Origin of the sequence: Kitasatospora sp. NPDC018619 (assembly GCF_044391605.1) — a bacterium.
Lineage (GTDB): Bacteria > Actinomycetota > Actinomycetes > Streptomycetales > Streptomycetaceae > Kitasatospora.
The window spans coordinates 86612-108526 of record NZ_JBISAI010000015.1 but is presented as its reverse complement, the minus strand read 5'-3'; the positions used below and the strand labels follow the sequence as shown (position 1 = coordinate 108526).

Sequence of the window (21915 nt, the reverse complement as noted above, 5' to 3'; positions counted from 1 at the left end):
GGGAGGTCCGGCGGGGCCGGCGGGTTCAGGGCGCGGCGGGGAGCGGGCCGATCGTGGTGCCGTTGTCGAGCAGTGCCTCCACCTGCGCGGCCGTCCGGGCGGCGCGTTCGACGGCCAGGGTGCGGTCGGGCGCGGGGCGCTCGGCGGACCAGTCCGGGCCCTTGGCGGCGAGCCGGGTGACCCGGCGGCTGCCCGCGGCCAGCAGGAACTCCGTGCCGCGCGGGGAGCGCCACCACGCGGTGTCGGAGGCGCGTCGGGGCCGCAGGCCCAAGGTCCCACCCGTTCGGCCCCTTGGCCCCTGGCGGTCCGGGCCGCCACGGGTGATGCTGCCGGTACCGGTCGGGACGATCCGCGCCCGGGCGGACCAGGAGCGTTTGGACGAGGTGAACCGGCGTGCGGCATGCCACCGTCGAATCCGTGATGACCAGCCCCGTGGTCGTGGTCTCACCCGAGACCGGATTCCAGGAGATCGTGGCGCTGCTGAGCGAGTACGAGATCACCGGCGTACCGGTGGTGGACCCGGACGGCCGGCCGCTCGGCGTGGTCTCGGAGGCCGACCTGCTGCGCACCCTGGCCGCGCAGGAGGACCCGGCCAGTCTGCTGCCCGCGCCCGAGTCGGCGCCCGTCGGACCGGACGGCGAGGTGACCGCGGCCGACCTGATGACGGCCCAACCGGTCTGCACCACGCCCGGCACCAGTGTGGTCGCGGCGGCCCGGCTGATGAGCCGGCACGGTCTGAAGCGGCTGCCGGTGCTGGACGAGGAGGGCCGGGTCGTCGGCATGGTCAGCCGCGGCGACCTGCTGCGGGTGTTCCTGCGCGAGGACATGGTGATCCGGCGGGAGATCGTCGAGGAGGTGCTCGGGCGGATCGACGGCGTCAGCCCGGCCGAGGTCGGGGTGGAGGTCAACCAGGGGCGGGTGGTGCTCAGCGGTACCGTGCCGGAGCCGCACCTGGTGCCGATCGTGCTCAACCTGTGCCGCTCGGTGGACGGGGTGGTCTCGGTGACCGACCGGCTCGGGGCCGGGGGTACGGCTCCGGTCGGCTGACCGGCCGGCAGCTCGTGTGTCCCTTCGTACGTTCCTTCGTGTGTCCCGTCGTACGTTCCTTCGTGTGTCCCCCCGTGCGTCCCGTGGCGTGTCCGTGAAGGGGGACTGGTCGTCCCGGGCCGTGGTCGCCGGTCGTTCGCCCGGGCCCGGACGACCCGTTCCGCATACTGCGGAGGGTATCGGGTAACTCACCCTGTGTGCCCGGCGGTGTGGACTGCCGGGGCGCCGGAGCTTCGGGGAGGCGGCCGTGGCAGTCGTGTTCGACGCGGACTTCACTTCGACCAGGCAGTGGACCGCCGGGCGCAGCAGCGCCTATCCCCGGATGGGGCCGACCAACCGGAGCGACCACAAGCTCGACTACCTCAGCCGCGACTACTGCCCCGACGGGGAGTTCGTGGCGGTCCGGCGGCACAGCGGCGGCCTGTGGAGCTGCAGCCTGCTGACCACCGAGGGCAGTCCGGACGGCTTCCAGCTCCGCGCCGGGGACGAGCTGTCGGCAAGAGTGACGCTGCCCGTCCAGCTGGGCGCCTGGCCGGCCATCTGGACCTGGCGGGACGGCGGCAACGAGGTGGACGTCTTCGAGTACCACCCGGACAATCCGGACCTGCTGGAGATCTCCAACCACGTCCGGGGCGGTTTCCGGTACTGGCACGGCGCGAGCGCCGGGATCGGGCCGGGGGCGACCTTCGACCTGCGGGTGGTGCTCGGCGCGAACTCGGTGGACTGGTACGTGGCGGACGAGCTGGTCTACGCGGACCTGCACGGGGTCGGCTCGGCGTGGCACGCGTACCTGATCGTCAACATCTCGGTGGCGGACGGGACGTACCACGCCCGGCCGCCGTACGGCGGGCCCGACCGGCTGAGCTGGGTGTGCCACAGCCTCCGGGTCGAGCGCTGAGGGCGCTTCTGCGGGCGGGTGGTCGTGGTTGGTCCCCTGCGGTCGGTCACTTGGTCGGTCGCGGTCGCGGTCGCGGTCGCTTGCGGTCGGTCGCGGTCGGTCGCTTGCGGTCGGTGGAGGGCCCGCGGGTCCGAGGGGGCTACGCTCCCGGGGCCGCCCACGGTCCGTGGGGCGCGAAGGAGGCGGTGATCGGGCCGCGGGGGGCGTACCCGCCGTGGGAGCGGGGCAGTGCGGAGCGCCGGAACCAGACCGCCCGACGGTTCGGACCGATGTGCGCGGGGTCGGCCACGTAGAGGTCGTCGCGCGGGGCGCGTTCGTTGCCCGGGGCGAGTGCCGCGTCCACGGCCTGGTCGGCGATCGCGCGCAGCAGCGCGGTGGCGGTGTTCTCGGCGGCGGCCGGTGCGATGGCGAGGGCGGCGAGTTCGGCCCACAGGGCGGTCGAGACGTAGCCGATCGGGGAGTGGCCGAGCGCCGGGTGGGGGCGCGGGTCGGGGTGGTGCCGCAGCAGTCCGGCGGCGACGAGCTGCTCCGGGGAGCGGTCGTCCTCCACGGGATGGAGGGCCACGGGCGGCTGGTGAGCCATGGGCCGCTGGGGGTCGAACACGGGCGGCGGGTGCTGGGTCACGAGCGGCACGCTACCCCGGCGGATGGCCGGGCCGCGTGCCCGGATCCACTTTCCGGGCTTTCCGCGCGTCGTTCCGGCCGTGGACGGGCGCACGATGGTGGTAGCGCGCTGCTCGCCTCGGCGGGCCCCGACGGGCCGGAGGAGGAGGTCCTGATGAGGTACTGGCACGGCCACGGCCGCTTCGACGGCGGCTGGGGCATGGGCTTCATGGCGTTCGGGACGCTGTTGCTGCTGGTGATCGCCGTCCTGCTGGCCGTCGCCCTGTTCCGCTACCTGTCGCGTTCGCGGCAGCCGCTCCCGCCCGGGCGGGCCGCTCCGAGGGGCGGAACGGTGGGAGCGGGTGGTCCGCAGGGCTGGGGCCAGGGCGGGCAGGGGAGCCCGAGGGTGCCCCCGGAGCAGGTGCTCGCGGAGCGGTTCGCGCGGGGCGAGATCGATGCCGAGGAGTACCGGCACCGACTGGAGACGCTGCGTGCGGTGAACGGCCCGGGCGGCGACTGAGCCCGGGGGCGAGGCGCCCGGGCGACGGGGTGTAGGCGAGGGGCTGCGGGCGAGGGGCCGGGCGCGCCGTGGTTCGGGTGCGGCGGGCCCGGCCTGTCGCCGGGGCTTCGGGCGGTCGATGCCGGCGGTCGGTGCTGCGCCGGGGTGCTGAGGGGCTTACTCGACGACCAGCTCGACCGGGATGTTGCCCCGGGTGGCACGGGAGTACGGGCACACCTCGTGCGCCTGCTTGACCAGCAGCTCGCCGGTCTCCCCGGCCAGGGCGTCGGGCAGCTCGACGCGCAGCACGACGGCGAGGCCGAAGCCGGCGCCGTCCTTGCCGATGGACACCTCGGCCGTCACCGAGACCTCGCTGGTGTCCACCCGGGCCTGGCGGCCGACCAGGCCGAGGGCGCTGGCGAAGCAGGCCGCGTAGCCGGCAGCGAAGAGCTGCTCGGGGTTGGTGCCCTCGCCGTTGCCGCCGAGCGCGGGCGGCATGGCCAGGGCGAGGTCCAGTCGGCCGTCGGAGCTGACGGCGCGGCCCTCCCGGCCGTTGGCGGTGGCGGCTGCGGTGTAGAGCGCGTCCATGGTGGCGTTCCCTTCGGTCCTGGGTGGTCCTGCGGTCGGTCGTCCGGGCCGTTTCCGGACCGGTGTCCCGCAGGGCGGCCGCTCCCGGTTGCCCGGGGCCGCTGCGTCGAGCTAAGTAGAGCACGCAATTCAATTGCGCACAACTTAATGGTGCAGTGGCGATCGGTACCATGGCTCCATGACCACTGACCCCGCCGTGGCGGACGAGGAGCTGCTCCGCCTCGACCAGCAGATCTGCTTCTCGCTCAACGCGGCCTCCCGTGCCTTCGGCGGCGTGTACCGGGTGCTGTTGCGGGATCTCGGGCTCACCTACCCGCAGTACCTGGTCATGCTGGTGCTGTGGGAGGAGGGCGGGCTGCCCGTCAAGCGGATCGGCGAGCGGCTGCGGCTGGACTCCGGGACGCTCTCCCCGCTGCTCAAGCGGCTGGAGGCAGGCGGGCTGGTGCGCCGAGAGCGGAGCGCGGCGGACGAGCGGTCGGTCACCGTCCGCCTGACTCCCGAGGGGTCCGCGCTGCGCGAGCGGGCCGGCCAGGTCCCGCGTCGACTGCTCTCGGCGACCGGCCTGCCGTTGGAGGACCTGGCCGCGCTGCGCGGACTGCTGGACCGGCTGACCGTCGCCCTGGATGCGGCGGAGGTGGAGCCGGCGCCGTAGGGGGGTGGGCCGGGCTTCGGGGGCTTGTCAAGCCCCTCGCCCGATCGATGTGATCTGGGTCACATGGTGGCTTCCATGGCCCGGTCTCTGCGGGCGAACCGGCAGGTCAGCGCTGGTGCTCAAAAGTGAACGGAAACGTTCGGCAATTGTCCGCCCGATCCGGTCAACATCCCGGACCTCCCGGACGGTTACACGACGAGCCCCAAGGGGCCGTCGGTGTGCCACCAGGCGGGCCGGCCAGTCGACCCACGAAAGGGGGGCCGCGTGAGCACTCCCGGGCCGGGCGAGGAGCGGGGCCTGCGAGCCGATCCGCTCGGCGACCTGCCGAACGACTTCGAGGCCTTCTTCACCCGAGAGAACTCCGGCTACCTCCGCTACGCCCAGCAGCGCCTGCGTCACCGTGAGGACGCCCAGGACGCCGTCCAGAACGCGGGCGCCGCGCTCTACAAGAACTGGCGCCGGGCCCTGGCCAGCGCCGATCCGCAGGCCTTCGCCTTCAAGATCGTCAAGGACGCGGTGGTGGACGTGCTGCGCGAGCGCCGCCGGGCCGAACGCAAGCGACTGCGGGTGATCGCCCAGCGCCGCCCCGACACCAGCCAGGACGAGCTGGACGAGCTCGCCGAGCTGGACGCCCTGGACTGGGCGATGGAGGAACTCGCGCGGGCCGCGCCCGTCCAGGCCGACGTCGTCCGGCTGCGCCAGGCGGGGCTGTCGTACCACGACATCGGGCGCTCCCTCGGCATCGCGCACACCACCGCCCGCACCTACTACAGCCTCGGACGGCGCCACCTCGAGTACCTGCTGGAGCACCCGGACGACGGCGGGGCGCGGAAGTGAGGGTCGCGGAGCTGCTGCGCGCGCACGCCGTCGAGCTGGAGCGCGAGTTCGACGACCACGACGCCCTGGACTTCACCCGCCGGCTGGCCGAGCGGCTCGCGGCCGCGCGGTGGCCCGCCCCGGCCGGGCGCGAACGTCCCGCCCGGCCGCCCGCCGGTGCCCGGCCGCCGCACGTGCCGGTCTCGGGGGCGAGCCCCGGCCCGGCGGCGGGGGCGGGTGCCGGGGCCGGGGCGGGTGCGGGGGCCGTGTCCGCTCCGCGGTCGGGCGCCGGACCGGGCGCCGCTGCCGGGCAGGCCCGCCGGGCCGGCGGAGGGGCGGAGCTGCGGCGGGACCTGCGGCACCTGTGCGCGGGCGTCGCGGGCGCGGTGGAGCCGGGGGAGCTGGCGCTGGACCTCGAACTCGCCGAGAAGACCGCCTTCCGCACCCTCGGCTGCCTGCTGTACGGCATGGGCCGCACGGCGGATGGCGTCTTCTGGTGGCGGATAGCCGCCCAGTACGGGGACCAACTGGCCGTGCACTGCCTCGCGGTGCACTACACCGCCGAGGGCGAACGCTGCGACGCGGCGCACTGGGCCGCCCAGGCCCAGGACCTCAGTGCCCCCGGACGGCTGCCGGAGCTGGCGCCCGAGGTCCGGCCCGGCGGGGCGGCGGAGCTGGCGCGGGTGCTCGCGGAGCGCTACGACGGCGAGATCCTGCTGACGGTGCGGGAGGCGGTGGAGGCCCGGCCGGGGGCGGACCCCGGGCGGTTGCGGGTCCGCGCCGTGCGGGGGCGGGGGGTGGTGCGGATCCGCTGACGGGGCCGCCGGCGAGGGCCGGGGCGGTGCAGGCAGGAGCGGGACAGGGAGTTAGAGCCGGGCAGGGGGTCAGGCGAGCCCGGAGACGGCGGCTCCCAGGTACTCGGCGCCCAGCAGCAGCGGGACGGCGATCATGATCGCCGCGTTGTGCGTGGCCGTCCAGGCCCGCCACTCGTTGAGGCTCTGCCGTGCGCGGCCGTTCCCCCGGAGGTGGACCGCCAGCGGCAGCAGGGTGCCCAGCGAGCCGAGCAGCACCATCAGGGCTGCGGCCACCGCCTTCTGCCCGCCGCCGGTGGGCGCGGCGGCGATGGACGTGGCCCCGCCGACGACGGGAACCAGGGTCGTCGCGCGGGTGGTGGCCAGGGCCACCGCGAGACCGGCGGACCGGGCGGGCGTCAGCCGGTCGATCGCGAGCAGCCAGGCCGGCGGTGCGGTGACCCGGCCCGGGCGCGGTCGTTCGCGCCACTGCCGCGCGGCCAGCAGGACCAGCACGGTGCCGAGGGCGAGCTTCAGCCAGGACGGCCAGGTCGGTGTGGTGCGGGCGGGGCTCCAGGTGCTGCCCGCCGCCACGACGACCGCCGCCACCGCGGCCAGGCCCAACAGCCAGCCGGCCGTGAAGGCGGCCCCCCGGGCCCGGCCGCGCGGTGAGGCGAGGATCAGCAGGACGGCGATCAGTGGCAGCGGGCCGAGCGCGACCGCCACCGCGGAGGCCAGCATCGGGCCGATCGCCTCACCCATCCGCGCACCTGCCTTCCCGCCGCCGCCCGCCCGTCCGCCATTCAGCGCCGGACGGGCGGGCGGCGCACGGCCGGTGCCGCCGTCCGGGTGAGCGGGTGTGCGGAGGGGTGGGCGGGCGGCTGTGCGGCTGGGCACGCTTGCGGGTCGTGCGCGTTTGCGTGACTGCGGGGGGGGCTATCGGGAGCGGGGAGTGGCGGAGGGCCGCCGCACCGGTGGGGTGCGGCGGCCCCCCGCGGGCGCGCGGCGGGTCAGTCGGTGCCGGACTCGATCGCCGCGTGGTCGAGCGCCGTCGGGTCCTCCTCGTCACCGGTGCCGGCGGCGATCGGGGCGGCACCGCCCGGGGCGAGCTCGCCGATCAGGCCGCTCCACGGCGCCAGCTGGCCGTGCACCGCGTACTGCTCCAGCTTGCTGCGCGAGTCGGCGATGTCGAGGTTGCGCATGGTCAGCTGGCCGATGCGGTCGTCCGGGACGAACGCGGCGTCGACGCTGCGCTCCATCGACAGCTTCTCGGGGTGGTAGCTGAAGTTGGGGCCCTGGGTGTCGATGACCGAGTAGTCCTGGCCGCGCCGCAGCCGCAGGGTGACGCTGCCGGTGACCGGGTGGCCGATCCAGCGCTGGATGCTGTCGCGGAGCATCAGCGACTGCGGGTCGAACCAGCGGCCCTCGTACAGCAGCCGACCGAGCCGCCGGCCCTGGGTGTGGTACGTGGCGATGGTGTCCTCGTTGTGGATGGCGTTGAGCAGCCGCTCGTAGGCGATGTGCAGCAGCGCCATGCCCGGGGCCTCGTAGATGCCCCGGCTCTTCGCCTCGATGATGCGGTTCTCGATCTGGTCCGACATGCCCAGACCGTGCCGCCCGCCGATGGTGTTGGCCTCGTGGACCAGGTCGACGGCGCTGGCGAACTCCTGGCCGTTGATCCGGACCGGGCGGCCGAACTCGAACTCGACGGTGACGTCCTCGGTCGGGATCTCGACCGCCGGGTCCCAGAAGGCCACGCCCATGATCGGGCTGACGATCTCCAGGGAGGCGTCCAGGTACTCCAGCCGCTTGGCCTCGTGGGTGGCGCCCCAGATGTTGGCGTCGGTGGAGTAGGCCTTCTCGGCCGAGTCCCGGTACGGCAGGTCCCGCTCGGCGAGCCACTCGGACATCTCCTTGCGGCCGCCGAGCTGGTCGACGAAGGCCTGGTCCAGCCAGGGCTTGTAGATCCGCAGGTTGGGGTTGGCGAGCAGGCCGTAGCGGTAGAACCGCTCGATGTCGTTGCCCTTGTAGGTGGAGCCGTCGCCCCAGATGGAGACGCCGTCCTCCTGCATGGCGCGCACCAGCAGGGTGCCGGTCACGGCGCGGCCGAGCGGGGTGGTGTTGAAGTACGTCTGCCCGGCGGAGCGGATGTGGAAGGCGCCGCAGGCGAGGGCGGCCAGGCCCTCCTCGACCAGCGCGGCCCGGCAGTCGACCAGCCGGGCCTGCTCGGCGCCGTACGCGCGGCCCCGGGCCGGGACGTCGGCGAGGTTGGGCTCGTCGTACTGGCCGATGTCGGCCGTGTAGGCGTAGGGGAAGGCACCGTGCTCGCGCATCCACGCGACGGCGACGGAGGTGTCCAACCCACCGGAGAATGCGATGCCGATCCGTTCACCGACCGGCAGCTTGCTCAAGACCTTCGACATGGATGCACCCTTGACCCGCGTGAGCGGGCCCCTGATCTAGCGATGTGTAACGGGCTTCGGCGTAATCGATCCGATGCCCGAACTCTGGCATAGATTTGCAGAGTAATGCAAGAGCATGCGGAGACAGGGGGGTGGTGGAGGCCCGCCCAGCCGGTGAGCGCCCAGCGGGGAGGCGGTCAACCCGCCTGCCCGGACGGGTTGTTGCGGTGGTTCAGGAGGCCGCCACGGCCGGCCGGGGCCGCGCCCGGGTGTGCAGCCAGGCGGACCGGGAGGCGAGTGCGCCCAGCCCGAGGGCGACGAGGTGGCCGGCGTCGGCCAGCTGCTGGTCCAGTGCCCAGGCGGCGGCCAGGGCCACGGCGAGCGCCGGCAGGCCGTAGCGGCGCAGCGGGCGCGGGCCCAGCGCGAGGAGGCAGGCGCCGGTGGCGACCAGCCCGTAGCTGATGCCCACGTCCCGGGCCCGGGAGAGCGCGCCTGGGATGCGGGCGGTCACCATCACCCACATGGCGCCCTCGGTGAGCAGCGTGGCGCCCAGGTGCCCGGAGACGAAGACCGCGCCGGCCCGGGCCGGGCCCCAGCGCCACTCCGCCAGCCCCAGGACGGCCGCGACCGCCGCGATGCCCGCCCAGGCCGGGACGCCGTCGACCACCAGGCCGCTGGTGAAGAGCGTCCACCACCGGCCGAGTTCCAGGTGGTGGACGTTGCTGCTGTTGTGGCGGACGAACCGGGCCCGTTCGGCGTGACTGCCGCTCGCCAGCCAGGCGGCCGTCACGGTCAGCAGCAGGACGTAGGCGGCGGTGAGCCGCAGGCGGACGGCGACTCCCAGTGCCGGGTGGCGGGTGTCGGAGGGGCCGGTGGGTGTCCTCGTCGCGAGGCGATCGCTCATCGTGCCTGATGCCCTTGTTCGGCGGTTCCCGGTACCGGCCCGACCGGTGCGTGGCGGGAGGGCCGGGCGCGCCCCGGGACGGTCCGAGCGCCAGCGTACGCGAGCGGTCAGCGGCCCGGTGGGCGGGCGGTGGGCGGCTGCCGGCTGCCGGCTGCTGGTGGCAGGTGGCAGGTGGCGGCAGGGCCGGGCGGGGGCGAGGGTGATGAGGGGGAGGGCGAGGGCGCGCAGTGTCGAGGAGGCGTCGATGGCCGGCAGTACCGCCCGGGGCTCCGGGGTGCACCGGCGGCCCCGGTGGGCGCGGGTCGGCCACGCGGTGTGGGCCTACATCCGGCGCGCGCCGGGCACCTACATCTGGCTGGCGATCCTGCTCGTCACCACGCAGGTGATCCGGCACGTCGATCCGGCGACGGCGGACCGCATCCTGCAGCGGCGCTCGACCAACCTCCACCACCTCCAGAAGTCCCCGGTGCGCGTCCTGGTGACCAGCGCCCTGTGGATCGCCGGCGGCGGCTGGCCGTCCTACTTCCTGCTGTACAACCTCTTCCACGTGCCGGCCGAGCGGTGGCTCGGCACGCTGCGCTGGATCTCGGTGGCGGCGCTCGCGCACGTCGGCGCCACCTACCTCAGCGAGGGCGTCCTCGGCTGGGCGATCCACCGCGGACTGGCCTCCCCGAGGGCCGTCTACACCCTGGACTACGGCGTCAGCTACGCACTCGCCGGGGTGATCGCGGTCCTCGCCTACCTGATCGTGCGGCCCTGGCGGTACCTGTACGCGGCGGGCGTGCTGCTGGTCTACGGGCTGGGTGTGCAGCAGAGCCGGGACTACACCAGCATCGGCCACCTCAGCGCGGCGCTGATCGGATTCGCCTGCTACCCGTTGACCCGGGAGCGCCCGGGCTCCTTCGATCCGGTCGCCTCGGCCCGCGCGGTCCGGCGGTGGGCACGCCGGCGGTGACCGGCGGCGCGTGGCGGCGGGCGGCGCCGGGCTCCCGAACGGCCGAGGCGGCCGCCGGTGCGGGGGCCGGCCGGTATTCGGTGAATGCCAACTGTTCGAACCCGTAAGGCTCTTACCGGCTTCTTACCGTCCGGCTCTTCCCCCCGCCGGGCCGGGCCCAGCAGGCTGACCCCCTGTTTCCGCCGAGTGCGCGCGACCGCGCGACCGGCTCCAGGGGAGGACCGCTACCGTGCCCACCAGGCAACGACGACGGCTGCTGATGAGCGCCGTCACTCTCACCGCGATCGGACTGACCACCACCCAGGCGCTCGCCGCCCCGACGGTGCCGCCGCAGCCGCAGCCGTGGCAGGTCCGGCACCAGGCGGACATCGGGAAGGCGCACGCCCAGAAGGTCCGTGGCGGCGCCGGGGCGACCGTCGCGCCGGGCCTCAGCCCGAAGGCCGAGGCCGAGGCCGGGGACGGCGGGGACGAGGCGGAGAACTCCGCGGAGGGCACCGCGCAGTACACCGAGGCCCGGACCGCCCCCGGCGTGATCGCACCGGGCGCCTACAGCGCGGCCTGGGCGCAGCTGCAGTCCATGCCGCGCACCGGCGGCAACTGGGACCACGTCACCGACAAGCCGTACAACTCCGACGACCCGCGCTACCGGGACGTCAACTCCAACTCCAGCGGCGGCGCCGGCCTGGTGACCGGCCGCATCACCGGCCTGGCAGCCGACCAGGACGGCTACGTCTACGCGGGCGGGGCCAACGGCGGGGTGTTCCGCTCCCGCACCGGCGGCGGGCACTGGGAGCCGATCGCCGACCGGCTGCCCACGCTGTCCACCGGGACCCTGAACCTCGACGAGGGCGGCCGGCTCTGGTACGCGACCGGTGAGTCCAACACCGGTGCGACCTCCTACGTCGGTACCGGCGTGTACCTGCTCGCGGATCCGAAGCACGGCGAGTTCCAGCCCGGCGACCGGATCGGCGGGACGGAGCTGGAGTCCACCATCATCCACGCGCTGCGCTTCGGCGGCGGCCGGGTCTGGGCGGCCACCAGCCGCGGGGTGTGGAGCCACTCCACCACGGACCTCTCCGGCCCGTGGAGGCTGGAGTTCGCGCCCAACCCGGACTACCTGCCGGGCGGCCCGAAGGCCGGTGACCCGGCCGCGCCGTACAAGAACATCGCCAACGACATCGCGATCGACCCCAGGGACCCGGGCAAGGTCGTCCTGGCCGTCGGCTGGCGCGGCGGCGACGGCTACAACGGCTTCTACAGCAAGGGCGCGGACGGGAGCTGGCAGCGCGTCGGTTCGCTCGGCGACCTGCCGACGGACGCGGCGAACGTCGGCAACGTGACCTTCGCCCGCTCGGCCGACGGCTCGCGCTACTACGCGATCGACCAGTCCCCGGAGGTCGCGGCCACCGACCCGGACACCGGGCTCAAGGGCATCTACGTCTCCAAGTCCGGCTCGCCGTTCGGACCGTGGACGCTGGTGGCGGACAAGGAGAAGCTGAAGGGCTCCGGCTCCGCACTCCAGGACGAGGGGTACCAGCCCGGCATCCAGGCCTGGTACAACCAGTTCCTCCAGGTCGACCCGGCCGACCCGGACCACGTCTACGCGGGCCTGGAGGAGGTCTTCGAGACCACCGACGGCGGCGCCGAGTGGGCCACCGTCGGGCCGTACTGGAACAACGGCTTCCCGTGCTGGAGCATCGACCCGGCCAAGCAGACCGGTGACTGCTCGCCCACCACCCACTCCGACCAGCACGCCGTCGCCTTCGGCAGCTACCAGGGCAAGGTCAACGTCTACGTCGGCAACGACGGCGGCATCTACCGCCGCCCCGGCAAGGGCCAGTTGGACGCGTACGGGCACGCCAAGGACTGGACGCCGCTCAACGACGGCACCATCGACACCCTCCAGTACTACTCGGTCGGCGTCGGCAAGGACCCGGCGGACCGCTCCGGGCGGGGCGTGATCGTCAGCGGTGGTCTCCAGGACAACGGCGAGTCCGTCCTGCGGGCCCACGACAAGGTGATGGGCTCCGACTTCGGCGGCGACGGCGCCGACACGATCGTTGACCCGGCCAACGGCTGCAACATCGCCGAGGAGTACGTCTACCTCGACGTCTGGGTCACCCAGAACTGCGCGACCAACGACGGCAGCTGGACGAAGGACCCGAGCAAGGCCACCTCCTTCGAGGTCGCCCCGCCGGACAAGGAGACCAGCGCCGCCCGCTTCATCGCCCCGATCACCGCCGACCCGAAGGACGGCAACACCTGGATCGCCGGTGGCCGGCACGTCTGGGTGCAGCACAGGGGCTACGCGATCCGCAGCGGCAGCGAGTGGGCGAACGCCTACGACCTGGGCGAGGGCCACGTCGCCACGGCGGTGGCGACGGTCGACGGCACGGTGTACGCGGGCTGGTGCGGGCCGTGCAACAACGTCGGCTTCAGCCGCGGCATCGCGGTGGGCCGGACCGACGGCACCGGCTGGCACCAGCTCGCCCTGCCCGTGGACGGCACCCTGCCGAACCGCTACATCTCCTCCTTCGCGGTGGACGAGAAGGACGCCCAGCACGTCCTCGTCGCCTTCAACGGCTTCTCGCGGACCTGGACCGAAGGGCCCGGCGCGGGCGTCGGCCACCTCTTCGAGACCCGTGACGGCGGCGCCACCTGGACCGACGTCTCGGCGAACCTGCCGGACGTCCCCGCGACGTCGGTCAGGATCCTGCCGAACGGCGGCCTCGCCCTCGGCACCGACCTCGCCGCCTTCTACCGCGCGCCGGGCACCACCGACTGGCGGGTCCTCGGCCGCAACCTGCCCACCACCGCGGTGCAGCAGCTGAAGATCGGCCCGGACGGCAAGCTCTACGCCGCCACCTTCGGGCGCGGCATCTGGTCCTTCGACCTGCGCCGCCTCGGCCACGGCCGCTACGACGAGACGGACGACTGACCTGCCGCACCCTCACCCGGCCGGCGGACGTCCGCCCGGGACCTGCCGCCGCTGCCCGGCCCGCTCATGGAAGCGGACCGGGCAGCGGCATCGCGCCGACGGCCGCGCCGCGGCCGTCGGACCCACGGGCGGCGGGACGGCTACCCGCCGACCCGCTGGGACACGCAGACGATGTTGCCTTCGCTGTCCTTGAACCAGGCCGCGCGCATGCCGTCGCCCTCGGCGACGCCGTCGACGGTCCGCAGACCGGGGAAGTCGTACTCCTCGAAGGTGATGCCGCGGTCGCGCAGGCCGGCCATCTCGCCGTCGAGGTCGGTGACCTTGAAGCTGGCGAGGGTGTGAGCGGCCTGCCCGCCGCTGGGGGTGCGGTAGACGGTGAACTGGGTGCCGCCGCTGTCGCAGACGAATTCCTCCTCACTCTCCTCGGCGAGCTTGAGACCGAGGGTGTCGGTGTAGAAGGCTTTGGCGCGGGCGAGATCGGTGGCGGGGATGACTGCTTGCAGCGGAGCGTCTCCAAGCATGGTGATTCGCCTCCTCCCAGTCACCAGGCTAGGGAGGTACGGGCCCGGCCGCCCGGTGGGCACGGGGCCGCTTCGGCGTGTGTGCGGCAGGTCGCCGGGAGTCATGCGGGGGCCAGCCTCCACAGCGAGGTGACTTCGGCGGCACGGGCGGCGCGGAGGAGGGGATCGGCCCGCTCGGGGGCGGTGGCCCGAGGGTGGCGCGGAGCGGTGTCGAGGCGGCCGGTGACGCGCAGACCGGCTCCGGACACCGCGCCGAGGAGGTCTGCGCGGGACCGCAGGCCGAGGTGCTCGGCGAGGTCCGACAGGACGAGCCAGCCCTCGCCGCCGGGCAGCAGACGGTCGGCCAGACCGTCGAGGAAGCCGCGGAGCATGCGGCTGCCCGGGTCGTAGACGCCCTCGTCGAGCCTGGAGCTCGGCCGGCCGGGCAACCAGGGGGGATTGCACACGACCAGGGCGGCCCGGCCCCGACCGGCAGGGTAGAGACCGGTGCCGGCAGCCTCGATCCGGTCGGTGAGACCGAGACGGCGGGCGTTGTCGCGGGCGCAGGCGAGGGCGCGCGGATTGGCGTCGGTGACCAGGACCTGGCGCAGGCCGCGCCGGGCGAGGAGCACGGCGAGCACACCGGTGCCGGTGCCCAGGTCGTAGGCGGTGGGGTGGGTACGGGCGGCCGGCGGCAGCGGCGCCCGGGCGACGAGGTCGACGTACTCGCCGCGGACCGGTGAGAAGACCCCGTAGTGCGGGTGGATGCGGGCGCCGAGGGCCGGGACCTCGACGCCCCTGGTGCGCCACTGGTGTGCGCCGACCACACCGAGGAGCTCGCGCAGGGACACGATTCTGTTGTCAAGGAGCGGTCCGTAGGCAGCCTGGCAGGCCTCGCGGACATCGGGCGCCCGGTGGAGCCGGACGCGGTGATCCGCGCCGAGCGGGACCAGCAGCATGCCGAGGACGCGCGCGAGGCGGGCGCGCTCGCGGCGGTACTGCCGGAAGGCCTCGGCCGGGGAGCCGGGGGCGGATCGGGGCCGGCGCCGCTCGGCGCGGCGGCGCATGGCGTGCAGGAGGCGGAGTGCGCCGGGGTAGCCGCCGTGCCAGAGCAGGGCAGTGCCCTCGCAGGCCAACCGGTAGGCGGCCTCGGCGCGCAGGGTGTCGTCGGCGGCGATCAGGCGGCGCGGTGGCGGCGTGCCGTTCTCGCTGTGCCAGGGCGCGGGCAGGGCGGAGAGGGTGGGCAGGGAGGTGGTACTCGGCCGGTGGGTGTCGGACACCGGGGGCTCCTCGTGGTCGAACGTGCAGGGGGCACGAAGAGCGCTTCGACGAGGAGACGAGCAGCAGGCCGTCGGGCGGCGGCGCCGGCGACAGGGCGGACGCGGGCGTCAGGCCCGGTGCGGCTCGCGCGTCGAAGCGCGAGCCGGGGTGTCACCGAGGACGAGGCCCGGCACGACGGCGAGTCGTATGCCACTGACCATCGGTGGGCCTCCTTTCCGAACGGCTGGTCCTGCGCGGTCGTTCGTACACTTTCACGCACGGTGGCCGTTTGGCAACCGATTTATCACCGGCCCCCGGGCCAGTCGTGCGGCACGCGTTCCAGCACGCCCGCACCGAACAGCTCGTACAGTGGCAGTGACTCCAGGTGGACGTAGCCGATGTGGCAGTCGCAGACCGGCAACGGGCAGGGGCGCGGCCGCAGGCGGGAGCGGTAGCTGCCGTTGTAGAGGTTGCCGAGGACGTCCCGCACGAAGTGGCAGCGGCGCACGGTGCCGTCGCCGTCCACCGACAGCACGGAATCCCCGGTGCGGCACGGCAGCCCGGCGCTGGGGTGGGCGTGGCGGCTGTAGCCGAAGTGCGGGTCGACGGCGGTCCACCCGGCGGCTTCGGCGTCGCTGTAGCGCAGGCCCTCGGCGGCGTTGACCCACAGGTAGACGTCCTCGGCCAGCTCGGCGCGCAGTCGGCGGGCCTCCCCCAGGTGCTCCGGCAGGCCCACGACGCCGACGCTGTAGCGCACGCCGAGCGCGTCCAGCTCCCGGCACTTGGCGAGGAAGCGCTCCCGGGCGACCTGGCCCGGATGGAAGGTGACCCACAGGGCGACGGCATCGAGGTCCGCCTCGGCGAGCCAGCCGGTGCGGCAGCTGAGGTTGGTCTGGATCGCGACGCGGCGCACGTGCGGCAGCCGGCTCAGCTCGACCAGCGCGCGCCGGTACCAGGACCGCACCAGCCCCTCGCCCCAGGGGGTGAACAGCAGCGACAGGGTGTCGCCGGTGCCCGCGCGTCCGGCCGCCCAGCCGGTGAAGCGCTCCAACGCGGCCCGGTCGGCCCGCAGTTGCCCCGGGCTGTCGCGCCGCTTGGCGAACGGGCAGTACGGGCAGTCGTAGTCGCAGGAGGCGAGCGGGCCGCGGTAGAGCAGCGTCAGGTCCCGCGCGCCGTCCTCCGGCAGCGGCGCGGCGGAGGGCATGCCGAGGAAGGTCATTTCGCCTCGTACGCCGTCATCAGCGCCCGGACCTCGGGCGAGAAGAGCATCGGCCCGGCGGCGTCCGAGTGGGCCAGCCCCTCCGGGCTGAGCCGCAGGAACGCCGCGTCGCCCTCGTCGAGCCACCCGCGTTCGGCGAACGCGGCCAGCTCCGCGGGGAAGTCCTCGGCCGGTGAACTGCCGAAGCGGGCGCGGTAGTCCGCCAAGGGCATGCCCCCGGCCTGGAGCAGCGACTGCACCAGGTGCCGCCGGCGCGGCTCCGTGCCGCCCATCCAGTGGCCCACCTCGGCGCGGTGGAAGTCCTCGGTGGCGACGTAGTCGTCGATGATGCCGCGCACCTCGGTGGCGTTCACCGCGTAGTCGAAGGAGTAGTGCAGCCGCGAGGTGTAGGAGCGGGCGCCGCAGCCCAGACCGACCATGCCGTCGGTCTGGCAGGCGTACTCGGCGGCCCCGGCCTGCGGCGAGGCGGCGCGGCGGAACATCCGCATCGACACCTGCTGGTAGCCGCGGGCGAGCAGGTGGTCGCGGCCGGCCCGGTAGAGCGCGAGCCGCCGGGCGTCCCAGGCGGACGCGCTCTCCTGCTCGCCGCGCCGGGCCAGGCCGGTCAGCGGACGGACGTACAGCGGGTACAGGTACAGCTCCTCGGGCTGCCAGCCGAGCGCGGTGTCCAGCGAGCGGAGCCAGCTCGCCTCGGTCTGGCCGTCGATGCCGTAGATGAGGTCGATGTTGAGCACCGGGAACCCGGCCGCACGGATCCGGCCCAGGGCGGCCTCCACCTCGGCCCGCTTCTGCGGGCGGACGGCGGAGCGCGCCTCGGCGTCGTCGAAGGACTGCACGCCCAGGCTCAGCCGGGTGGTGCCCCGGGCGGCCAGCACCTCCAGCCGGTCGGCGGTCGCGGTGGCGGGCGAGGCCTCCACCGAGAGCGGCACCGCCCGCAGGTCGGCGCCCATCCGCCGCTCGGCGATGTCGCACAGCCGCTCCAGCTCACCGGCCGTCAGGTAGGTGGGGGTGCCGCCGCCGAACGCGGCCAGCGCGAACCGTGCCCCCTCGTCCAGCGCCGCGCGCACCGCCGTGGCCTGGCGCTCCAGGGCGTCCAGGTAGGCCGTGGTCAGGCCCTCGGGGCTGCCGATCCGGGTGAACAGGTTGCAGAAGCCGCAGCGGACCTCGCAGAACGGGATGTGCAGGTAGAGGGAGAGGGCGTGCTGCGCCTCGCCGGCCCACAGCTCGCGCAGCGGCGGGCGATCGGGCAGCGGACGGTAGGCCGTCTTGTGCGGGTAGGCGTAGACGTACGACTGGTACGGCGAGTCCGGGCGCGGGGGTGCGGTGGTCATGCGCGCTCCTCGGAGGTCGCGGTGGGGCCCGCCGGCCGGGCGGGGAGGATGAAGTGGGCGTACGGAACCGACCAGACCACCTCGTGGCCGATCCGGTGCCCGGTGTAGCCGTCCTCGCCGTAGGCGGTGCCGTGGTCGGAGCAGACGATCGCGAAGCAGGGGCGGCGGGTGCTCATCGCGGTGAACAGCCGGCCGATGTGCGCGTCCACGTACTCCAGGGCGGCCGCGTGGCTGGCCCGGGAGTCCCCGTGCTCGCGGGTGGCCCCGGGCAGGTGGAACCAGTTCGGCTGGTGCAGCGCCGAGACGTTCAGGAAGAGGAACAGCGGCTGGTCGGCGGGCTGGTCGGCGGCGACCCGCTCGGCCCGGGCGACCTGCTCCTCGAAGGACGTCGGCGAGGCCACGCCCAACTCGGGTGCCCAGTGGCTCTCCTGGAAGAGGCCGGGCAGCACCGAGCCCAGCGGGCCCTGCTTGTTGAAGAACCCGACGCCGCCGATGCACACCGTGCGGTACCCGGCCGCGGCCAGGGCCGTCGGGAGGTCGGCGGCGTCGAAGACCCAGGTGCGCGGGGCGGTGCTCTCCGATCCGGCGAAGCGGGCCGCGAACAGCCGCGGGTGCGGGCCGTCCGGGGAGGCCGGCGTCGGCAGGAAACCGGCCAGGATCGCCTGGTGCGAGGCGTAGGTGAAGCTGCCGGGCGCATGCCGGCGCTCCCAGCGGCCGCCGGGCAGGACGGCGGCGAGGTTCGGGATGCGGCCGGCCGCGGCCAGTTCCTCGGCGACGTCGAAGCGGAGCGTGTCGAGGGTGACGAGCAGCAGGTCGTGGCTGCCCACGACGGCGTTCATGTCGGGGGCCGGGGCGGTGGTCCGGTGGTTCATCGGGCGGGTTCCGTGATCTGGTGGCCCGTCGCCGCGGGCGGCGACGGGGAGGGGGTGGTGAGTGCGGCCAGCTGGGCGCCGTAGGTGTCGAGGCCCGCGGCGGGGCCCTCGGGCAGGCCGGTGAGGTTGGGGAGCAGGTCGCCGAAGGCGTTCACCTCGCCGACCAGGGCGCGCCGCCAGCCGGCCGTCGGCAGCACGTCGACGCCGACCATCGGCGAGCCGGGGAAGCAGGCCGCCGCGCGCTCGGCCGTCTCCAGCAGGACCGGCCAGGCCGGGCCGGCCGCCTCCCGGACCTGCTCGATGCTGCCGCGGGCGCCGCCCAGGTGCAGGTTGGTCATCGGCTGGCCGCTGGTGCGCACCACGGCGTGGGTGGCGCGGCCGGCGACCACCACGACCCGCAGGTCCGCCGAGCGCCCGGACTGCGAGGCCTTCGGGATCCACTGCTCGACGTGCAGCCCGTCCGGCGCCAGGCCGTCGACGATCGCGGCGACCTCCCGCTCGCCGCGGTAGCGGCGCACCCGCAGCGAGTTGTACAGCCGGCCGTCGGCCAGCTCCACCGAGGTGGTGGCCTGCACCTGCCCGCGCGGCCCGAACTCCAGGGCCATCACCCCGGAGGCGGAGGAGCCGTGGGCGGGCTTGACGAAGACCCGGTGCAGCCCGGCCTCGGCGAGGCGCCCGCGCAGGTGCTCCCAGCCGGTGACCTCGCCGCCGAGCGCCCTGGGCACCGGCACCCCGGCCCCGGAGAGCAGGGCGTGCGCCCGGCGCTTGTCGAACATCACGGCGATCTCCTCCGGATCGCCGAGCAGCCGCGGGCCGGGCCGGGCGGCCAGCCGGCGCAGCGCGGTCATGACCCCCGCGTACCAGGGCGCCGTGCCCTCGACCCTGGTCGGCGCATAGCCGGGGCCGAGCGCGGCGCCGCGCAGCAGCCGGTCGACCTCCGGCTCCTCGCCGGGCGACTCGATCCGCAGCAGCCCGTCCTCGGGCAACCGGTACCGGCCGCGCAGCACGTCCAGCCAGGGCAGGACGGCGGGCTCCGGCAGCCCGGCGGCCCGGGCGGCGGCGGCGAAGAGCGTCACACGTCGGTGCCCCGGGTTGCCCAGGACGGTCAGCCGCACGGTCATCTCCTGTGTCCCCGTCTACTCGGCGACGGAGACGTAGCGGTCGTCCTCGTCGTCCAGGTCGTCGATCTCGGCCTCGCTGAGGTCGAGGTCGACCCCGGGCAGGGCCGCGCACAGCCGCTCCGTCATCGCGTCGCTCAGGTAGTGGTGGTGCAGGTCGAGGGTGCGCAGGTGGGTGAGCGGCTGGCCCTCCAGCAGGGCGGTGGCGCCCTCGTCGGAGAGCACGCCCATGGAGAGGTCCAGCGACTCCAGCCGGGCCACCACCGGGGCGTGGGCGACGGCGGCGGCGATCTCGTCCTGGAGCTCGCTGTTGGCCAGCCCGAGGTGGCGCAGCCGCGGCAGCCTGGAGCCGTCCAGGAACGGCGCCAGGTCGTCCAGCGTCGCGTCGCCGCCGTACTCGTCCACGCCGAGCCAGAGGTCCAGGCGCTCCAGCGCCGGCAGCTCGGAGGCGGCGACCGCGCGCACCACGGGGGCGGGCAGCCCGCCGGACTCGAAGCGCAGGCTGGTCAGCGCGTCGTGACGGACCGGCTCCAGGACGAGGTCCGTGCCGCCGCGCACGGCCAGGTACTTCAGCGCGGGGAAGGCGGTGAGCACCGGTGTGACGTCGTCCATCACCAGCCAGGAGACCTCGCACTCGTCGAAGGTCACCTCGGCGAGGAACAGCGCCTCCAGCGCGGGCAGGCGCCCGGCCGCGGCGGTGAGGGCCTCGATCACCGGGCCTATGGAGACGTAGCCCTCCCGGCCGTTCCACCACGGGCCGATCACCAGGGCGCGGACGCCCGCCGGATCGACGTCCCGGAGGAAGGACTGCCAGAGCCGGCCGAAGTCCTGCTCGGAGCGGTAGCCGAGCGCCAGCCGCCAGGCGACGGCGCCGGCGGCGGGCCGCGGCCGGGCGTCGCCGGGGACGAACTCGTGGATCGGCAGCTCGTGGAAGTGTTCGAGGTGGCGGGAGACGGCCATGTCGGATCCTGGTCGGTCGGAGTGGGCGGGGAAAGCGTGGTCGGGGGCGTCGGCGACTACTCGGCCACGGCCACGTAGCGCCACTGGTCGTCCGGCTTGCCGGGCTCGGAGAGGTCGACCTCGACGCCGCCCAGGGCCTGGCGCAGGCGCTGCTGCATCTCCTCGGTGAGGTAGTGGTGGTGCAGGTCGAGGGAGCGCAGGTGGGTGAGCGGCTGGCCCTCCAGCAGCGCGGTGGCGCCCTGGTCGGTCAGCACGCCCATGGAGAGGTTGAGCGACTCCAGCCGGGCGACGACGGGAGCGTGCGCCACGGCGGCCGCGATGTCGTCCTGGAACTCGCTGTTCTGGAGGCCGAGGTGGCGCAGCGCCGGGAACCGGGTGCCGTCCAGGAAGGGCGCGAGGTCGGCCAGCGTCGCGTCGCCGCCGTAGTTCTCCACGCCCAGCCAGAGCTCCAGCCGCTCCAGGGCCGGGAAGTCGCAGCCCGCCACCGAGCGGACGACCGAGGCCGGAAGCCCGCCGGCCTCGAAGCGCAGCGCCTCGAGCGCCTCGTGCCGCAACGGCTCCAGCGCCAGACCTCCCGCGCCTTCCCAGTCCTGCGAAGCGCCGCGCACCACCAGCTCGGTCAGCCGCGGGAAGGCCTTCAACAGCGGCGTGATGTCGCACTGCTGGATCCAGGAGATCTCGCACTCCTCGTAGGTGATGTCGCCGACGAACAGCGCGCGCAGGGCGGGCAGCCGGCCGGCGGCGGCGACGACCGCCTCCATCGGCCCCTGGAAGCTGTCGGGCTCGTCCGGGGCCCACTGGCCGATCACCAGGGCGGTGACGCGCTCGGTGTCCACGGCGCCGAGGAACTGCTCCCAGCACTCGGTGAACGTCGACTCGGACTCGTACTCCAGCCGGATCCGCCAGGCGGCCGCCGCCGCGTCCGGCAGCTTCGCGGCGCCGGAGCCGCCCGGCTCCCCGGCCGCCTGCACGGCCTCCACGAAGTCGAAGACGGGAAGGCCGTGGAACCGCTCGATGTGGGCGTTGACAGTCATGCGCTGCTCCTCTGGGGTCTGGGCCGAACAACTGTCTACCAGCCGGGACTGACAATCCGGTGGCCGGGTCGCCGTCCGGGCGCGTTGTCAGACCCTTGCTCTATGTTCGGGTCCTGGCTCCGGAGAGTGACCGCGGAAGGCGCGGCGGAGCCCTGGGTTCCGGCGACCGCCGGGGTCCGGCCGTACGGCGAGGGAGGACTGATGTACCGCCAGGGCGACGTGCTGATCGTGCCGGTCGAGGAGAGCGCGGTGCCGCCGCGGATCGCGGACCTGGCCGTGCAGCCCAGGGACGCGCGGGGCCGGATGGTGCTCGCGCTCGGCGAGGTCACCGGGCACGCGCACGCCGTGGTCGGCCCCGGGCAGCTGCGCCGGGAGGCCGGGCCGTTCGGCGCGGGCTGGCTGCACCTGCCCGAGGGCGGCCGGGTGGTGCACGAGGAGCACGCGGCGATACCGCTGCCCAAGGGCTGGTACCGGGTGGTCCGTCAGCGCGAGTACGTGCCGGGCGCGGTACGGATGGTCGCGGACTGA

The 21915-nt window shown here is 74.4% G+C and carries 23 protein-coding genes; 9 read left to right on the top strand and 14 right to left on the bottom strand.

Annotation, left to right across the window (positions count from 1 at the left end):
• Window positions 1-25: 25 nt before the first annotated feature.
• Complete coding sequence (locus tag ACH5AR_RS23995) at window positions 26-271, bottom strand: hypothetical protein (protein ID WP_396303533.1); 246 nt, start codon at window positions 269-271, stop codon at window positions 26-28.
• A 149-nt stretch (window positions 272-420) separates the two neighbouring features.
• Between ACH5AR_RS23995 and ACH5AR_RS23990 the strand changes: the two genes are divergently transcribed.
• Together ACH5AR_RS23990 and ACH5AR_RS23985 are read left to right on the top strand one after the other, a co-directional pair.
• On the top strand, window positions 421-1047 hold the full coding sequence (locus ACH5AR_RS23990; protein WP_396303617.1) for a CBS domain-containing protein: 627 nt from the start codon (window positions 421-423) through the stop codon (window positions 1045-1047).
• Window positions 1048-1294: 247 nt separating this feature from the next.
• Window positions 1295-1945, top strand: coding sequence for a beta-glucanase (locus tag ACH5AR_RS23985; protein ID WP_396303532.1), 651 nt, complete (start codon window positions 1295-1297; stop codon window positions 1943-1945).
• Between the two features lie 139 nt (window positions 1946-2084).
• On the opposite strand, the gene ACH5AR_RS23980 is transcribed toward ACH5AR_RS23985, so the two are convergent.
• Window positions 2085-2510 carry a hypothetical protein gene (locus ACH5AR_RS23980; RefSeq protein ID WP_396303531.1) on the bottom strand — a complete coding sequence of 142 codons (426 nt, stop codon included), beginning with the start codon at window positions 2508-2510 and terminating at the stop codon, window positions 2085-2087.
• Window positions 2511-2723: 213 nt separating this feature from the next.
• Here ACH5AR_RS23980 and ACH5AR_RS23975 point away from each other — a divergent pair, with 213 nt between their 5' ends.
• Window positions 2724-3068 carry an SHOCT domain-containing protein gene (locus ACH5AR_RS23975; protein WP_396303530.1) on the top strand — a complete coding sequence of 115 codons (345 nt, stop codon included), beginning with the start codon at window positions 2724-2726 and terminating at the stop codon, window positions 3066-3068.
• A 156-nt stretch (window positions 3069-3224) separates the two neighbouring features.
• Here ACH5AR_RS23975 and ACH5AR_RS23970 read toward each other — a convergent pair whose 3' ends face one another.
• Window positions 3225-3635, bottom strand: a complete 411-nt coding sequence (locus ACH5AR_RS23970) for an organic hydroperoxide resistance protein (protein WP_396303529.1) — start codon at window positions 3633-3635, stop codon at window positions 3225-3227.
• Window positions 3636-3813: 178 nt separating this feature from the next.
• Here ACH5AR_RS23970 and ACH5AR_RS23965 point away from each other — a divergent pair, with 178 nt between their 5' ends.
• The 3 genes from ACH5AR_RS23965 (at window position 3814) to ACH5AR_RS23955 (ending at window position 5918) form a co-directional block, all read left to right on the top strand.
• A complete protein-coding gene (locus ACH5AR_RS23965) occupies window positions 3814-4287 on the top strand; it encodes a MarR family winged helix-turn-helix transcriptional regulator (RefSeq protein ID WP_396303528.1) in 474 nt (157 codons plus the stop codon).
• A 264-nt stretch (window positions 4288-4551) separates the two neighbouring features.
• On the top strand, window positions 4552-5124 hold the full coding sequence (locus tag ACH5AR_RS23960; protein WP_396303527.1) for an RNA polymerase sigma factor: 573 nt from the start codon (window positions 4552-4554) through the stop codon (window positions 5122-5124).
• A complete protein-coding gene (locus ACH5AR_RS23955; RefSeq protein WP_396303526.1) occupies window positions 5121-5918 on the top strand; it encodes a hypothetical protein in 798 nt (265 codons plus the stop codon). Before ACH5AR_RS23960 ends, ACH5AR_RS23955 begins: the two co-directional genes overlap by 4 nt.
• Window positions 5919-5987: 69 nt before the next feature.
• Here ACH5AR_RS23955 and ACH5AR_RS23950 read toward each other — a convergent pair whose 3' ends face one another.
• The 3 genes from ACH5AR_RS23950 to ACH5AR_RS23940 all read right to left on the bottom strand — a co-directional run bounded on the left by ACH5AR_RS23950 (window position 5988) and on the right by ACH5AR_RS23940 (window position 9200).
• Window positions 5988-6656, bottom strand: coding sequence for a GAP family protein (locus tag ACH5AR_RS23950; protein WP_396303525.1), 669 nt, complete (start codon window positions 6654-6656; stop codon window positions 5988-5990).
• 248 nt (window positions 6657-6904) lie between these two features.
• Entirely contained in the window at window positions 6905-8317 is a 1413-nt protein-coding gene (argG, locus tag ACH5AR_RS23945) for an argininosuccinate synthase (protein WP_396303524.1), read from the bottom strand.
• Between the two features lie 211 nt (window positions 8318-8528).
• On the bottom strand, window positions 8529-9200 hold the full coding sequence (locus tag ACH5AR_RS23940; protein WP_396303523.1) for a rhomboid-like protein: 672 nt from the start codon (window positions 9198-9200) through the stop codon (window positions 8529-8531).
• Window positions 9201-9444: 244 nt separating this feature from the next.
• On the opposite strand from ACH5AR_RS23940, the gene ACH5AR_RS23935 reads away from it, so the two are divergent.
• Both ACH5AR_RS23935 and ACH5AR_RS23930 read left to right on the top strand, forming a co-directional pair.
• Window positions 9445-10155: a rhomboid-like protein gene (locus ACH5AR_RS23935; protein ID WP_396303522.1), complete on the top strand. Its 711-nt coding sequence runs from the start codon at window positions 9445-9447 to the stop codon at window positions 10153-10155.
• A 229-nt stretch (window positions 10156-10384) separates the two neighbouring features.
• The gene (locus tag ACH5AR_RS23930; protein WP_396303521.1) at window positions 10385-13093 is read left to right on the top strand and encodes a glycosyl hydrolase; all 2709 of its coding nucleotides are present in this window, start codon (window positions 10385-10387) and stop codon (window positions 13091-13093) included.
• A gap of 140 nt (window positions 13094-13233) precedes the next feature.
• On the opposite strand, the gene ACH5AR_RS23925 is transcribed toward ACH5AR_RS23930, so the two are convergent.
• The 8 genes from ACH5AR_RS23925 to ACH5AR_RS23890 all read right to left on the bottom strand — a co-directional run bounded on the left by ACH5AR_RS23925 (window position 13234) and on the right by ACH5AR_RS23890 (window position 21387).
• Window positions 13234-13614 carry a VOC family protein gene (locus ACH5AR_RS23925; protein ID WP_396303520.1) on the bottom strand — a complete coding sequence of 127 codons (381 nt, stop codon included), beginning with the start codon at window positions 13612-13614 and terminating at the stop codon, window positions 13234-13236.
• A 101-nt stretch (window positions 13615-13715) separates the two neighbouring features.
• Window positions 13716-14873 carry a methyltransferase gene (locus tag ACH5AR_RS23920; RefSeq protein WP_396303519.1) on the bottom strand — a complete coding sequence of 386 codons (1158 nt, stop codon included), beginning with the start codon at window positions 14871-14873 and terminating at the stop codon, window positions 13716-13718.
• A gap of 284 nt (window positions 14874-15157) precedes the next feature.
• Entirely contained in the window at window positions 15158-16072 is a 915-nt protein-coding gene (locus ACH5AR_RS23915) for an STM4011 family radical SAM protein (RefSeq protein ID WP_396303518.1), read from the bottom strand.
• Entirely contained in the window at window positions 16069-17403 is a 1335-nt protein-coding gene (locus ACH5AR_RS23910) for an STM4012 family radical SAM protein (protein ID WP_396303517.1), read from the bottom strand. Before ACH5AR_RS23910 ends, ACH5AR_RS23915 begins: the two co-directional genes overlap by 4 nt.
• Complete coding sequence (locus tag ACH5AR_RS23905) at window positions 17400-18242, bottom strand: STM4013/SEN3800 family hydrolase (protein ID WP_396303616.1); 843 nt, start codon at window positions 18240-18242, stop codon at window positions 17400-17402. The genes ACH5AR_RS23910 and ACH5AR_RS23905 overlap by 4 nt, the downstream gene beginning before the upstream one ends.
• 29 nt (window positions 18243-18271) lie before the next feature.
• Window positions 18272-19396: an STM4014 family protein gene (locus ACH5AR_RS23900; RefSeq protein ID WP_396303516.1), complete on the bottom strand. Its 1125-nt coding sequence runs from the start codon at window positions 19394-19396 to the stop codon at window positions 18272-18274.
• Between the two features lie 15 nt (window positions 19397-19411).
• The gene (locus ACH5AR_RS23895; RefSeq protein ID WP_396303515.1) at window positions 19412-20353 is read right to left on the bottom strand and encodes an STM4015 family protein; all 942 of its coding nucleotides are present in this window, start codon (window positions 20351-20353) and stop codon (window positions 19412-19414) included.
• A gap of 56 nt (window positions 20354-20409) precedes the next feature.
• Entirely contained in the window at window positions 20410-21387 is a 978-nt protein-coding gene (locus ACH5AR_RS23890) for an STM4015 family protein (protein ID WP_396303514.1), read from the bottom strand.
• 201 nt (window positions 21388-21588) lie between these two features.
• On the opposite strand from ACH5AR_RS23890, the gene ACH5AR_RS23885 reads away from it, so the two are divergent.
• Window positions 21589-21915: a hypothetical protein gene (locus ACH5AR_RS23885; protein ID WP_396303513.1), complete on the top strand. Its 327-nt coding sequence runs from the start codon at window positions 21589-21591 to the stop codon at window positions 21913-21915.